Source organism: Lysinibacillus fusiformis, assembly GCF_016925635.1.
Lineage (GTDB): Bacteria > Bacillota > Bacilli > Bacillales_A > Planococcaceae > Lysinibacillus > Lysinibacillus fusiformis_F.
This window is the reverse complement of sequence record NZ_CP070490.1, coordinates 1,804,568-1,820,347: the sequence shown is the minus strand read 5'-3', so window position 1 is coordinate 1,820,347 and position 15,780 is coordinate 1,804,568. Positions and strand designations below refer to the sequence as shown.

7 protein-coding genes, 2 tRNA genes and 3 rRNA genes are annotated in these 15,780 nt (G+C 40.7%); all 12 read right to left on the bottom strand.

Annotated elements, in window-relative coordinates; genetic code table 11:
• Nucleotides 1-91: 91 nt before the first annotated feature.
• Entirely contained in the window at nucleotides 92-985 is an 894-nt protein-coding gene (locus JTI58_RS09020) for a patatin-like phospholipase family protein (RefSeq protein WP_205446317.1), read from the bottom strand.
• 900 nt (nucleotides 986-1,885) lie between these two features.
• A 5S ribosomal RNA gene (gene rrf / locus JTI58_RS09015) occupies nucleotides 1,886-2,001 on the bottom strand.
• 68 nt (nucleotides 2,002-2,069) lie between these two features.
• Nucleotides 2,070-4,997, bottom strand: a 23S ribosomal RNA gene (locus tag JTI58_RS09010).
• Nucleotides 4,998-5,086: 89 nt separating this feature from the next.
• Nucleotides 5,087-5,162 (bottom strand) — tRNA-Ala (locus JTI58_RS09005).
• Between the two features lie 12 nt (nucleotides 5,163-5,174).
• A tRNA-Ile gene (locus JTI58_RS09000) sits at nucleotides 5,175-5,251 on the bottom strand.
• A 97-nt stretch (nucleotides 5,252-5,348) separates the two neighbouring features.
• A 16S ribosomal RNA gene (locus JTI58_RS08995) occupies nucleotides 5,349-6,900 on the bottom strand.
• The 16S, 23S and 5S rRNA genes sit together here with 2 tRNA genes alongside, the layout of an rRNA operon.
• A gap of 438 nt (nucleotides 6,901-7,338) precedes the next feature.
• Nucleotides 7,339-8,421: an HD-GYP domain-containing protein gene (locus tag JTI58_RS08990; RefSeq protein WP_205446316.1), complete on the bottom strand. Its 1,083-nt coding sequence runs from the start codon at nucleotides 8,419-8,421 to the stop codon at nucleotides 7,339-7,341.
• 141 nt (nucleotides 8,422-8,562) lie between these two features.
• Nucleotides 8,563-11,028: a DNA gyrase subunit A gene (gene gyrA / locus JTI58_RS08985; RefSeq protein WP_205446315.1), complete on the bottom strand. Its 2,466-nt coding sequence runs from the start codon at nucleotides 11,026-11,028 to the stop codon at nucleotides 8,563-8,565.
• 25 nt (nucleotides 11,029-11,053) lie between these two features.
• On the bottom strand, nucleotides 11,054-12,988 hold the full coding sequence (gene gyrB / locus JTI58_RS08980) for a DNA topoisomerase (ATP-hydrolyzing) subunit B (RefSeq protein ID WP_205446314.1): 1,935 nt from the start codon (nucleotides 12,986-12,988) through the stop codon (nucleotides 11,054-11,056).
• Nucleotides 12,989-13,080: 92 nt separating this feature from the next.
• The gene (recF, locus tag JTI58_RS08975; RefSeq protein WP_205446313.1) at nucleotides 13,081-14,196 is read right to left on the bottom strand and encodes a DNA replication/repair protein RecF; all 1,116 of its coding nucleotides are present in this window, start codon (nucleotides 14,194-14,196) and stop codon (nucleotides 13,081-13,083) included.
• Nucleotides 14,197-14,199: 3 nt separating this feature from the next.
• Nucleotides 14,200-14,424, bottom strand: a complete 225-nt coding sequence (gene yaaA / locus JTI58_RS08970) for a S4 domain-containing protein YaaA (RefSeq protein ID WP_205446312.1) — start codon at nucleotides 14,422-14,424, stop codon at nucleotides 14,200-14,202.
• Nucleotides 14,425-14,537: 113 nt separating this feature from the next.
• Nucleotides 14,538-15,674 carry a DNA polymerase III subunit beta gene (gene dnaN / locus JTI58_RS08965; RefSeq protein WP_004233305.1) on the bottom strand — a complete coding sequence of 379 codons (1,137 nt, stop codon included), beginning with the start codon at nucleotides 15,672-15,674 and terminating at the stop codon, nucleotides 14,538-14,540.
• Nucleotides 15,675-15,780 lie beyond the last annotated feature (106 nt).

Sequence of the window (15,780 nt, the reverse complement as noted above, 5' to 3'; positions counted from 1 at the left end):
TTAGTAGCTGTATGTCTCAACAGCAACTTTTATATAATAACACCCTATTTATTATTGGTCAATAGTTTTTCAATATTTTTTTATAAAATAATTACAACTTCAATCTTGGCCAATTCCGTAAAAATTGAATTGTACGGTTTCTTCCTATTTCTAATAAGGTTTCTTTTGTTTCCTCATTTAAATCAAATTGAGTAGCACTATAATCTTCTACAGGAATAAAAATAATATCTCTCTCATGACGTCTTGATATATATCTTTCATCATGTGCATCTTTCATCGTTGAAAATAAAGCTTCAAATAAACTCAGACCATTTTTAATTTCTTGTGGACATTGTTCTTCTCTTCTTCTGCTAAGTTTCAGACCTAAAATTGGGCGTACTTTTCGACCTTCTTTATCATCGAATATCCATAGTGGAAAATTACTTAAAACTCCACCATCCACTATTACTGATTCTCCCTTCCCAGTCTTTAATGTAACTGGTTCAAAGAAAAATGGTATACCACAACTCATTCGTAACGCACAAGCAACTGAAAAATTTTTTGCTTCAATTTGATATTTGTGCAAATCGTCTGGTAAAACAATCATTCTACCATTGGTTAAATCTGAGGCTACTAACTTAAGTGAATCTTTAGGCAGATCACCAAAAGTATAGACCCCTTTTGCAGCTAACTTTTGGAAGAACCATTTTTCTAATGCCTTTCCTTTATAGAGACCTAAATGATTATATACATTTACCCATTTCATAAAAGGGAAAGGTAAAATTGTTCTTCTTGGGTCCAGTAACGAAGGAACGTCCAACTCCTCTAGCATGATTTCAATCTCTTTTCCACTATATCCTGCAGCGATAAATGCAGCTAAAATGGCACCTGCACTTGTACCAGCTACACGTTTAAATCGAAAATGTTCAGCTTCTAGTACTTGATATGCTCCTACTAATGCAAAGCCCTTCAAACCGCCGCCAGAAAACACACCATCAATCCACAAAATTCCCTCTCCTTTTTGATGTAATCTTTACAGTATAGGGATGAATAATGACGAATAGAACTAAAATTTTCACTTTATTGTCGATACCTAAAAACATAGCTACAAACTTTAATAATGACCTAACTAAAATTGAATCCTATTATCATCCATATAAAGAAAGTACTAATCATAAAAAATAAAGGGGAAAAAATTTAGTTATCATTAAAATGTATAAAACTACTTAAATAGTAATAAAAGTTGCATTATGAATCAAAATTTTCATATATTTTGCAGAGTTTTAAAGTGTAGAGCATATTTTGACAAAATTAAAGAGCATAAGCTCAAAATAATATTGGACTCAAGCCCAAACCACTACCTAATGAATTAACTATGTCTAATAAGTGCGTACTGGTGATTTATTGTAGATATGATGCGCTAAAGAATTGGCCTTATTTTAAAGACATCGGGTAAGATTCATCAACCATACTAAAATAGCTTATATATTTTTTCTTTCTCTTTATTTCTTCCATAAACCGTCTATAAATTCTTTCATTTATCTTTTTCTTATCTCCATCAACAGTATTTTTACAATGTCCCCATATTATAATTGACGATTACTATAATTAAATTTGTAGGTTGATTGATAATCATTAAACTATTCACCCATTTTAATTGGTCCATGAAAGTTTTAGATTGGTTAGCAATCGATGAACATGATTCACAAACGTTGTTACCTTCATAACTTCTACATCTTTCTTCCACTGATTTAACATACTATCGATCTCTTCTTCTTTAGCAAGTTGGTTGACTAGACGTGACTTTTTAATGGTCTTAGCTAAAAGCTTTCTAAACCCTCCTACACAGTACGAAGTTTACAATGAATATAAAAAAACAGTCAACACACAGTTGACTGTTTCAATTGCCTAGCGACGTCCTACTCTCACAGGGGGAAGCCCCCAACTACCATCGGCGCTAAAGAGCTTAACTTCCGTGTTCGGTATGGGAACGGGTGTGACCTCTTTGCCATCATCACTAGACATGTATTTAATTGAAAGTGTTGTTCTTTCAAAACTGGATAAACGGTACATTGAATGGTTCAAACGTTTTGGTTAAGTCCTCGATCGATTAGTATTCGTCAGCTCCATGTGTCACCACACTTCCACCTCGAACCTATCTACCTCATCGTCTTTGAGGGATCTTACTTACTTGCGTAATGGGAAATCTCATCTTGAGGGGGGCTTCATGCTTAGATGCTTTCAGCACTTATCCCGTCCACACATAGCTACCCAGCGATGCCTTTGGCAAGACAACTGGTACACCAGCGGTGTGTCCATCCCGGTCCTCTCGTACTAAGGACAGCTCCTCTCAAATTTCCTACGCCCACGACGGATAGGGACCGAACTGTCTCACGACGTTCTGAACCCAGCTCGCGTACCGCTTTAATGGGCGAACAGCCCAACCCTTGGGACCGACTACAGCCCCAGGATGCGATGAGCCGACATCGAGGTGCCAAACCTCCCCGTCGATGTGGACTCTTGGGGGAGATAAGCCTGTTATCCCCGGGGTAGCTTTTATCCGTTGAGCGATGGCCCTTCCATGCGGAACCACCGGATCACTAAGCCCGTCTTTCGACCCTGCTCGACTTGTAGGTCTCGCAGTCAAGCTCCCTTGTGCCTTTACACTCTACGAATGATTTCCAACCATTCTGAGGGAACCTTTGGGCGCCTCCGTTACCTTTTAGGAGGCGACCGCCCCAGTCAAACTGTCCGCCTGACACTGTCTCCTGCCCCGCTAAGGGGCATGGGTTAGAATTTCAATACAACCAGGGTAGTATCCCACCGACGCCTCCTTCGAAGCTGGCGCTCCGAGATCTCTGGCTCCTACCTATCCTGTACAAGTTGTACCAAAATTCAATATCAGGCTACAGTAAAGCTCCACGGGGTCTTTCCGTCCTGTCGCGGGTAACCTGCATCTTCACAGGTACTATAATTTCACCGAGTCTCTCGTTGAGACAGTGCCCAGATCGTTACGCCTTTCGTGCGGGTCGGAACTTACCCGACAAGGAATTTCGCTACCTTAGGACCGTTATAGTTACGGCCGCCGTTTACTGGGGCTTCAATTCGCAGCTTCGCTTGCGCTAACCACTCCTCTTAACCTTCCAGCACCGGGCAGGCGTCAGCCCCTATACGTCACCTTACGGTTTTGCAGAGACCTGTGTTTTTGCTAAACAGTCGCCTGGGCCTATTCACTGCGGCTCTCATGCGCTTGCACGCTCAAGAGCACCCCTTCTCCCGAAGTTACGGGGTCATTTTGCCGAGTTCCTTAACGAGAGTTCTCTCGCACACCTTAGGATTCTCTCCTCGACTACCTGTGTCGGTTTGCGGTACGGGCACCTCTCACCTCGATAGAGGCTTTTCTTGGCAGTGTGAAATCAGGAACTTCGTCCATACGGACTCGCCATCACAGCTCAACGTTACAGTGTGCGGATTTGCCTACACACACGCCTTACTGCTTGGACGCGCATATCCAACAGCGCGCTTACCCTATCCTACTGCGTCCCCCCATTTCTCAAACGGTGAGGAGGTGGTACAGGAATATCAACCTGTTGTCCATCGCCTACGCCTATCGGCCTCGGCTTAGGTCCCGACTAACCCTGAGCGGACGAGCCTTCCTCAGGAAACCTTAGTCATACGGTGGACGGGATTCTCACCCGTCTTTCGCTACTCATACCGGCATTCTCACTTCTAAGCGCTCCACCAGTCCTTCCGGTCTGACTTCAACGCACTTAGAACGCTCTCCTACCACTGACATCGTAGATGTCAATCCACAGCTTCGGTGAATCGTTTAGCCCCGATACATTTTCGGCGCAGCGTCACTCGACCAGTGAGCTATTACGCACTCTTTAAATGATGGCTGCTTCTAAGCCAACATCCTGGTTGTCTGTGCAACGCCACATCCTTTTCCACTTAACGATTACTTTGGGACCTTAGCTGGTGGTCTGGGCTGTTTCCCTTTTGACTACGGATCTTATCACTCGCAGTCTGACTCCCGTGTATAAATATCTGGCATTCGGAGTTTGTCTGAATTCGGTAAACCGGGATGGCCCCCTAGTCCAAACAGTGCTCTACCTCCAGTATTCTCATCACGAGGCTAGCCCTAAAGCTATTTCGGAGAGAACCAGCTATCTCCAAGTTCGATTGGAATTTCTCCGCTACCCACACCTCATCCCCGCACTTTTCAACGTGCGTGGGTTCGGGCCTCCAGTAAGTGTTACCTCACCTTCACCCTGGACATGGGTAGATCACCTGGTTTCGGGTCTACGACCACGTACTATTTCGCCCTATTCAGACTCGCTTTCGCTGCGGCTCCGCCTTCTAAAGCTTAACCTTGCACGTAATCGTAACTCGCCGGTTCATTCTACAAAAGGCACGCTATCACCCATTAACGGGCTCTAACTACTTGTAGGCACACGGTTTCAGGATCTCTTTCACTCCCCTTCCGGGGTGCTTTTCACCTTTCCCTCACGGTACTGGTTCACTATCGGTCACTAGGTAGTATTTAGCCTTGGGAGATGGTCCTCCCGGATTCCGACGGAATTTCACGTGTTCCGCCGTACTCAGGATCCACTCAGGAGAGAACGAACTTTCGACTACAGGGCTTTTACCTGCTCTGGCGGACCTTTCCAAGTCGCTTCATCTAACTCGCTCTTTTGTAACTCCGTATTGAGTGTCCTACAACCCCAAGAGGCAAGCCTCTTGGTTTGGGCTCTTCCCGTTTCGCTCGCCGCTACTCAGGGAATCGATTTTTCTTTCTCTTCCTCCAGGTACTTAGATGTTTCAGTTCCCTGGGTCTGCCTTCAAGACGCTATGTATTCACGTCAAGATACTACGCGATTAAACGTAGTGGGTTCCCCCATTCGGAAATCTCCGGATCAAAGCTCACTTACAGCTCCCCGAAGCATATCGGTGTTAGTGCCGTCCTTCTTCGGCTCCTAGTGCCAAGGCATTCGCCGTGCGCCCTTAATAACTTAACCAAGTTATTAAGCCTATAAAAAACTTAAAAAATAAATGTGTTTGTTACAATTTCAATGTCGTTTTATCCAGTTTTCAAAGAACAAAAAAATGGTGGAGCCTAGCGGGATCGAACCGCTGACCTCCTGCGTGCAAGGCAGGCGCTCTCCCAGCTGAGCTAAGGCCCCAAGAGGTATATATGGTGGGCCTAAATGGACTCGAACCATCGACCTCACGCTTATCAGGCGTGCGCTCTAACCAGCTGAGCTATAGGCCCTCTTGGAAGTTTTATTATATTATTTCATAAACCTTCAAAACTGAACGCAAAACGTAATCTTACAAACCCAAGGTTTGTATTCCGAAATAATCCTTAGAAAGGAGGTGATCCAGCCGCACCTTCCGATACGGCTACCTTGTTACGACTTCACCCCAATCATCTATCCCACCTTCGGCGGCTGGCTCCAAAAGGTTACCTCACCGACTTCGGGTGTTACAAACTCTCGTGGTGTGACGGGCGGTGTGTACAAGGCCCGGGAACGTATTCACCGCGGCATGCTGATCCGCGATTACTAGCGATTCCGGCTTCATGTAGGCGAGTTGCAGCCTACAATCCGAACTGAGAACGACTTTATCGGATTAGCTCCCTCTCGCGAGTTGGCAACCGTTTGTATCGTCCATTGTAGCACGTGTGTAGCCCAGGTCATAAGGGGCATGATGATTTGACGTCATCCCCACCTTCCTCCGGTTTGTCACCGGCAGTCACCTTAGAGTGCCCAACTAAATGATGGCAACTAAGATCAAGGGTTGCGCTCGTTGCGGGACTTAACCCAACATCTCACGACACGAGCTGACGACAACCATGCACCACCTGTCACCGTTGCCCCCGAAGGGGAAACCATATCTCTACAGTGGTCAACGGGATGTCAAGACCTGGTAAGGTTCTTCGCGTTGCTTCGAATTAAACCACATGCTCCACCGCTTGTGCGGGCCCCCGTCAATTCCTTTGAGTTTCAGTCTTGCGACCGTACTCCCCAGGCGGAGTGCTTAATGCGTTAGCTGCAGCACTAAGGGGCGGAAACCCCCTAACACTTAGCACTCATCGTTTACGGCGTGGACTACCAGGGTATCTAATCCTGTTTGCTCCCCACGCTTTCGCGCCTCAGTGTCAGTTACAGACCAGATAGTCGCCTTCGCCACTGGTGTTCCTCCAAATCTCTACGCATTTCACCGCTACACTTGGAATTCCACTATCCTCTTCTGCACTCAAGTCTCCCAGTTTCCAATGACCCTCCACGGTTGAGCCGTGGGCTTTCACATCAGACTTAAGAAACCACCTGCGCGCGCTTTACGCCCAATAATTCCGGACAACGCTTGCCACCTACGTATTACCGCGGCTGCTGGCACGTAGTTAGCCGTGGCTTTCTAATAAGGTACCGTCAAGGTACAGCCAGTTACTACTGTACTTGTTCTTCCCTTACAACAGAGTTTTACGAACCGAAATCCTTCTTCACTCACGCGGCGTTGCTCCATCAGGCTTTCGCCCATTGTGGAAGATTCCCTACTGCTGCCTCCCGTAGGAGTCTGGGCCGTGTCTCAGTCCCAGTGTGGCCGATCACCCTCTCAGGTCGGCTACGCATCGTCGCCTTGGTGAGCCGTTACCTCACCAACTAGCTAATGCGCCGCGGGCCCATCCTATAGCGACAGCCGAAACCGTCTTTCAGTGTTTCACCATGAGGTGAAACAAATTATTCGGTATTAGCCCCGGTTTCCCGGAGTTATCCCAAACTATAGGGTAGGTTACCCACGTGTTACTCACCCGTCCGCCGCTAACATCGAAGGAGCAAGCTCCTTCTCTGTTCGCTCGACTTGCATGTATTAGGCACGCCGCCAGCGTTCGTCCTGAGCCAGGATCAAACTCTCCATAAAAGAAATTTGATTAGCTCAAATTGTTTTGCTGGCATCAATTTTGATGTCCAAAATTTTTGTTTCGTTCACTAACCGAAGCTAGCTACTTAAAACTTTATTGATTACGTTTTGCTTGTTCAGTTTTCAAGGTTCATGTTCTTTATTTCACTGTCACCTCTTGGCGACTCATTTATAATATCAAGATTCTAAAATAAAGTCAACACTTTCTCCGAAAATATTTTAATACATTAGATTTGAATGTTTCAAAACATAATCATAGTGAAAATGCCCACTATTTAATGATTAATATTGGTTATCATTTCTTAAGAAAAATACTAAACTGCCGCCTATTAAGAAGGTGTAAACTAAATTGCTTGCACTATATACAGTGAACACCTCACTTCCCTGAAAACCTTTGAATAAAAATAGGCAAGCCATATAATATGGTTTGCCACTTTTTTACAGATTAGTTATGATTCGTGAAATATAAAAACTGCGATTTTTTCCTAAATCAAAAATTTCCCCTGAATGAATTAATTTAATGAGAGGTCGTGTTGGGGCAAATTTATTTACAAACATCACTTCTCCACGTTCTAGATTAGAAAGTTCTACAATCGTCCCTATCGGAAGATCTGCAACAATATCAATTAAAGCACGTACTACTTTAATATCAAACTTTCCAAACTCAGATTCATTAATCATTTCTATAACTTTAAATGAAGATTGCTTCGATCGATACACTCGTTCACACGTCATAGCATGAAAAACATCTGCAACAGCAATGATTTGTGCAAAAATAGAAATATTGGCGATCTTTTCGCTCTTCGGATATCCGCTACCATTTAAACGTTCATGGTGTTGGAAGATGGCTTCTTTCATTGTTTCTTTTAAAATGGTCAGATCTTTCACCATGTTATGGCTATAAGTCGGATGTTTATATATTTCATCATATTCTTGCTCTGTTAAAGGTGTCTTCTTATCTCTGATACGAGGATGTACTTTAGCCATACCACAATCGGCTAATAAACCACCAATGGCTACTTGAATAGTGGTTCCTCTATCATAACCAAGTTTTTGCGCAATAACTGAGGCAATCAAACCAGTTGCTACACAATGATGATACAGGTAGTCTTTAGGGTTTGAATACTCATTTAGATCAAAAATAATAGTACGATCTTCTAGCACCATCTCTACTAAAGGTAAAATAATTGTCCTTGCTTTTGCAATATCTACCTTTGCTCCCGCTTCCCAATTTTTAAATTCCTTTTTAAACTGTTCAACAGAATGATTATAGACTTTTCTAAAGGTCGGAATTTCTTCAATTGTAACTTCGACATCGATTTCATTCTTTTCTACTCGAGTATCATTTTCACTTTTGTAAACTGGGACGTTGAAAATATTAAATGCATGAAAAACTTGCAAGTGTACATAAGAAATCATTGTATCTTTGAATATAATCGGATACTGTGTATTAGCAAATATATCTTCAGAAATTACCTTGCCAACGCCTAGCTCTGAAATCGGAACATGTATAGTTTCCACGGAATGAACACCTCTCCACTATTTCTTGCTTCAAAATAAGGTATTTCCATTTTATCATGGAATTCAAAATAATTACTTATTTTTCATTATTTACGTAAAAAAACCGATGGCGACATTCAATGTTGTCGTCATCGGCTTAAATTATTCTTCTATTTCTTCTTCGTCCTCTAAAGCCTCTTCTGCTTTTTCCACTTTAGCTACAGTTGCAACCAATTCGTCATCTCCTAGTCGAATTAAACGAACTCCCTGCGTACTGCGCCCAATTAGTGAAATATCATTTACATCCATACGAATAAGCATACCATTAATGGTAATAAGCATTAAATCCTCAGAACCATCAACAGTTTTTACAGCCACCATTGGACCATTCTTATCTGTAATTTGGATAGTTTTCAGACCTACTCCGCCACGACTTTGTAAACGATAGTCCTCTTCAGAAGTACGTTTACCGTAACCTTTTTCGGTTACTACTAAAATTTCTTGTCCTGGCTCAACAATCTCCATACCTACTACTTCGTCACCATCACGCAGCTTAATACCACGAACACCACCAGCTGTACGACCCATAGAACGGATGTCGTCTTCTTGGAAACGAACGAGCATACCGTCACGTGTACCAATAATTACTTGTTTCTCTCCATCCGTTAGACGTACAGAAATAAGATCATCGTCTTCTCTCAAGCTAATAGCTATTAAACCATTTGTTCGGATGTTAGCAAATTGTGATACAGGGGTACGTTTTGTAATACCTGTTTTTGTGGTAAAGATAAAGTAAGCATCTTCATCAAACGACCCAACACGAATCATAGCTGTTACTTTTTCGCCTTTATCTATATTGAGCAAGTTTACGATTGGTAACCCTTTAGCCGTACGACCGAACTCTGGGATTTCATATCCTTTGGCTCTAAATACTTTACCTTTAGACGTAAAGAATAGAATTGTATCGTGGGTTGAAGTATTCATTAGATGCTCTACAAAATCGTCTTCATTTGTACCCATTCCTTGTACACCACGACCGCCACGCTTTTGACTACGATATGTATTCGCAGCTAAACGCTTGATATAGCCATTATGCGTTAAAGTAACAACTGAGTTTTCAACAGGAATTAAATCCTCATCCTCAATCATTTCTAGACCACCTGATGTAATCTCAGTACGACGTATATCATTAAAACGTTCTTTCAGCTCTAAAATTTCAGTACGAATAATATCAACAATTTTCTCTTCATCTGCTAAAATTGCCTTTAATTCAGCTATAAGAACTTGAAGCTCTTGATATTCTGCTTCAATTTTTTCACGCTCTAAGCCACTTAATCGAACGAGGCGCATATCTAAAATAGCTTGAGCCTGACGCTCAGACAAGCTAAAACGTTCCATCAATTGAGGTTTCGCTTCTTCACCACTACGTGAACCACGAATAATAGCAATTATTTCATCAATATGATCCAGTGCAATTCGTAAGCCCTCTAATATATGTGCGCGGTCTTCCGCTTTTCGAAGGTCAAATTCTGTACGACGACGAATAATTACTTTTTGGTGCTCTAAATAATGGTATAGCATTTCCTTTAAGCCTAATACTTTGGGCTGACCATTTACTAAAGACAGCATATTGATACCGAAGCTCGATTGCATAGCTGTTTGTTTATATAGATTATTTAAAACGACATTAGCATTTGCATCTTTACGAATTTCAATGACTACACGCATACCACGACGGTCAGATTCATCACGTAAATTTGTGATACCATCTATTTTTTTATCACGTACAAGCTCTGCAATTTTTTCAATGAGCTTAGCCTTATTCACTTGGTAAGGCAGTTCATGAATAAGAATAGTTTCCTTACCATTTGCCTTTTGCTCAATTTCCACTTTCGCACGAATAATGATGGAACCTCGACCAGTTTCGTAGGCTCTACGTATACCACTACGTCCTAAAATCAATCCTCCAGTAGGAAAATCAGGGCCTGGAATAATTTCCATTAGCTCCTCGGTTGTAATGGCTGGATTTTCAGAAAGTGCTATAACGGCATCAATTGTTTCTCCCAATTGATGTGGAGGAATATTTGTTGCCATACCTACGGCAATCCCTGCTGCACCATTTACTAATAAGTTTGGATAACGACTTGGTAAAACGACTGGTTCTTTTTCAGAGCCGTCATAGTTATCCGTATAGTCAATTGTATTTTTATTAATATCACGAAGCATTTCCATTGCAATGCGAGACATACGTGATTCCGTATAACGCATCGCCGCAGCTCCGTCACCATCGACAGAACCGAAGTTACCGTGACCATCAACAAGCATATAACGATAGCTAAAATCCTGCGCCATACGTACCATTGCATCATAGATGGAAGAGTCACCATGTGGATGGTACTTACCCATTACATCCCCGACGATACGTGCTGATTTTTTATACGCTTTATCTGCTGTATTTCCTAGCTCTTGCATGCCGTATAAAATACGACGATGAACTGGCTTCAATCCGTCGCGTACATCTGGTAATGCACGCGAAACGATTACACTCATTGCATAATCGAGGAAGGATGTTTCAATTTCTTCTGTTATATTAATTCCTTTTACACCGGAGCGTTCTTGTTCTGACAAAGTGTAGACCTCCCCTCAACTAAAATTAAATATCTAAATTAGCGTATACGGCATTTTCCTCAATAAATTGACGACGAGGTTCAACTTCATCGCCCATTAAACGCTCAAATGCTTGGTTTGCTTTAATTGCATCATCTAATTCTACTTGTAATAATGTGCGGTACTCAGGATCCATTGTTGTTTCCCAAAGTTGCTCAGCGTTCATTTCACCAAGACCTTTATAACGCTGCACATTTGGTTTTGGCATTTTTGGTAGTCGTTCTAAAATTTCTTTTAATGTCTCTTCATCATAGCAGTACTCAATATGTTTACCTTGTTTCACTTGATAAAGTGGTGGCTGTGCAATATAAATATAGCCCGCTTCTATAAGTGGTCGAAGGAAACGGAAGAAGAATGTTAAAAGTAATGTACGGATATGCGCTCCATCAACATCGGCATCTGTCATGATAATGATTTTATGATAACGAGCTTTTTCTAAATTAAACTCCTCACCTATCCCTGTGCCGAATGCTGTAATCATTGCACGGATTTCCGCATTCGATAAAATTTTATCTAGTCGAGCTTTCTCAACGTTAAGAATCTTACCACGTAAAGGCAAAATTGCTTGGAAATGACGGTCACGCCCAGATTTAGCGGAGCCGCCGGCAGAATCACCCTCAACAATATAAATTTCACAATCAGCTGGATTTGTAGAAGAACAATCAGCTAATTTACCTGGTAAGCTAGATACTTCAAGTGCATTTTTACGACGAGTAAATTCACGTGCCTTTTTCGCAGCTACACGTGCACGAGCTGCCATTAAACCTTTTTCGACAACCTTACGTGCAACAGTTGGATTTTCTAACATAAAACGTTCAAAGCCATCAGAGAATAATGAATTGGTAATTTGACTTACTTCTGAATTCCCTAACTTTGTTTTTGTTTGTCCTTCAAATTGAGGATCTGGGTGTTTAACAGAAACAATAGCTGTTAACCCTTCACGTACATCCTCCCCTGTAAGATTAGCGTCAGATTCTTTGAGCAATCCATTTTTTCGTGCATAGTCATTAATAACGCGTGTAAGGGCTGTTTTAAAACCAGACTCATGTGTACCGCCCTCGTACGTATTAATGTTGTTAGCAAATGAAAAAATATTAGAAGAGAATCCAGCATTATATTGCATGGCAATTTCTATTGTGATGCCATCCTTCTCTCCAAGAACATCAATTGGATCATGGATTGGTTCTTTAGATTGGTTTAAATGCTCAACATAGGAACGAATACCACCTTCATAGTGGTATGTAGTTGAACGAATCTCTTCTTCGCGTTCATCAGCAATCGTAATCTTAATGCCACGATTTAAATAAGCCAATTCTCTAATACGATGAGCTAAAATATCATATTCATAAACAGTTGTTTCTTTAAAAATTTCTGGGTCAGCTTTAAATCGCGTTGTTGTACCATTGTGATCTGTATCACCGATAACTGTTAACTCTTGAATAGTTTTTCCACGTTCAAATTTTATTTCATGGATATGACCTTCACGATGAACTTGGACAATTGTTTCAACAGAGAGTGCATTTACCACGGATGCTCCAACTCCATGAAGACCACCAGAAACTTTATAGCCTCCACCGCCAAATTTACCACCAGCATGTAAAACAGTCATAATAACTTCAACTGCCGGCTTACCCATTTTTTCTTGAATGCTAACTGGAATACCACGACCGTTATCTTCTACGCGGATCCAGTTTTCTTTTTCAATTGTTACTTTTATATCTGTACAAAATCCTGCAAGAGCTTCATCGATACTGTTATCAACAATTTCCCATACTAAATGGTGAAGCCCTTTAGAACTTGTTGAACCGATATACATCCCTGGTCTTTTACGTACTGCTTCTAAACCTTCTAATACCTGTATCTGATCGGCCTCATAAGCTTGGTTTTGTAAACCTTCGTTCTCTATAGCCACGGCTTTCATCTACTCCTTCATAACATCATTGTGTGTAAATGAATGAACAGTCAACCGAGCTGACTATTACCATTCTTTTGTAATCTAAAAAACTACCCTGGCTAACTTTTTTCAATCGCACCTTGTTTCACGTGGAACAGTTGAGCCTGTTCCATCGTTTCATGATGAATTCCATCCACACTTGTGGTTGTAACAAAGGTTTGGACTTCACCCTGAATGGTATTTAATAAATGCGATTGGCGATAATCATCGAGTTCCGATAAAACATCATCTAAAAGTAGTATGGGTGTTTCGTTTGTTTCTTGTTTAATTAATTCAATTTCAGCAAGTTTTAAAGACAATGCAGTCGTACGTTGTTGTCCTTGTGAACCATATGTTTGAACATCATAGCCATTTACTAAAAACTGCAAATCATCACGGTGTGGACCAACGAGCGTCACACCCCTATCAAATTCACGTTCTCTCGCTTCAATTAATTTTTGATGTAAAGTATTTTCAATTTCACTAGTAGAGTGTTCTTTTTCAATACCAGCTACCGTACGATATTTTATAAGCAGTGTTTCCTTACCTTGCGATATACCTGCGTGTATGGGTTCCGCCCACTCCTGCAATAAATCCATAAATTGAAATCTTTTACGAATAATTTGGGTAGCAGCGTGAATATATTGTTCATTGTAGACCTCATACATCACATCATTTGACATGGACTTGCCTTGGTTCATTTTTAAAAAATGGTTACGTTGTTTTAAAACTTTTTGAAAGGTTAATAAATCATGTAAATAGACAGGCGAAATTTGCCCAATCTCCATATCAATAAAACGTCGACGTATTTGCGGACTTCCCTTTACAACGTTCAAATCCTCTGGCGCAAACATAACGACATTCATTTGACCAATATAATGACTAAGGCGACTTTGCTCTATATGATTTATCTTGCCCTTTTTACCTTTCTTTGTAATCGTAAGTTCGATCGGTAAAATACCATGCCTTTTTTTAACGGCCCCTTCTATTTTACCATAGTCTGAATCCCAACGTATCAATTCTTTATCGTTCGTTGTTCGATGGGACTTTGCCATTGCTAAAACATAGATGGACTCCATAACATTTGTTTTTCCTTGTGCATTTTCACCAATGAAAACATTAATTTTTGGAGAGAAGTTTAAAGCTAAGGCATCATAGTTACGGTAATTTGTAAGTTTTATTTGATCAATATACATAATTTATTGTCCAGTTGGTCCTACGATTTGAAAACGACCACATCCAGGAATATTAACAACGTCTCCGTTACGTAATTTCCGACCTCGACGATCATCTACTTCTCCATTTACATATACAGCATGTTCTTGTAAAAACCACTTGGCCATTCCACCTGAACTAATGGCATCCGTAATTTTTAAAAGCTGCCCTAACGTGATGAACTCCTCATCAATTTTAATGTCCTGCATAGTGTGTTCCCCTCCGAATACAGACTGTCTATCTCTCTATCATACCTAAAATTACGCCATAAGTAAAAAAAGATAGTCACTATGAGCGACTATCTTAACAGATCTTATATTCTTTAGTAAGTTCGTACAGGTAAAATTAATTGTAAAATAGCATCATCATGAACAGAACGTAAAATAAACGGTCTCATTGCCCCAGTAAATTGAATAACTACGTCTTGTCCATCAATTGCTTTTAATGCTTCCATCATATATTTTGCACTGAAAGAAATTTTCAAACCTTCCCCTTCCAATGCTTCTACAGGGATTTCTTCTTGTACTTTACCGATTTCAGGAGAATTAGAAGAAACTTCAACTGCTTGGTTATCTAAAATTTCAAAACGTACAACATTATTACGATCTCCTCGTGCAACAAGTGAGGCACGGTCAATAGCTTGTAATAAAGATTTTCCATTAATCGTTACATTTGTTTGATATTCTTCAGGAATTAGACGGGTTGTATCTGGATAATTTCCTTCCAGTAAGCGAGAGAAGAATAATACATCGCCAGTTTTAAATAATACTTGCTGACTTGTAATAACGATTTGTACAAGATTTGTAGAATCCTCTAATACTTTATTTAATTCGTTCAAACTTTTTCCTGGAATAACTACACTATGTTCAACTTCTGGTAAATTTTCCAGTTGCACTTTACGTCTAGCTAAACGATGACTATCTGTTGCAACACAGATTAAAGTTTCGTTTTTGATCTGCCAGTTTACACCTGTCAACACGGGTCTACTTTCTGAAGTGGCAACAGCAAATACTGTTTCACGAATAATTGTTTTTAAGAGATCAGCTGGAATAGTAAATTTTTGATCTTCTGTTAGCTCTGGTAATAATGGGTATTCTGCAGCATCCGAGCCAATTAAATGGAATTCGGATTTTCCTGAACGAATATGCGTTTGGAAACCAGGTGTCACTTGGATTTCAACATCGTTTGTTGGTAATTTACGTACAATTTCATTAAACATACGTGCCTGCACAACAATTGATCCTGTTTCTGTAATGTGAATAATTTGTTGTCCATCTTCTTCAACTGGAATAAATGTTTGAATAGTTATATCAGCATCACTACCTGTTAAGCGGATACCTTCTTCTGTAACGTCAATTTTAATTCCTGTTAAAATCGGAATAGTTGTTTTTGAACTTACTGCTTTCATGACATCATTTAAACCCTCTAATAAACGGTCACGTAAAATATCAAATTTCATTCGTTTTCCCTCACATATTTATATTATTTATTTATATAAAATAAAAAAGATATAGTAATAGGCCCTGTGGATTTGTGGATAAGTATCTTTTTATGAATAAAATCAG

Excerpts from the sequence above, each read along its gene's own strand:
- gyrB (WP_205446314.1), bottom strand. The coding sequence starts at position 12,988 with ATGAAAGCCGTGGCTATAGAGAACGAAGGTTTACAAAACCAAGCTTAT.
- recF (WP_205446313.1), bottom strand. The coding sequence starts at position 14,196 with ATGTATATTGATCAAATAAAACTTACAAATTACCGTAACTATGATGCC.
- yaaA (WP_205446312.1), bottom strand. The coding sequence starts at position 14,424 with ATGCAGGACATTAAAATTGATGAGGAGTTCATCACGTTAGGGCAGCTT.
- dnaN (WP_004233305.1), bottom strand. The coding sequence starts at position 15,674 with ATGAAATTTGATATTTTACGTGACCGTTTATTAGAGGGTTTAAATGAT.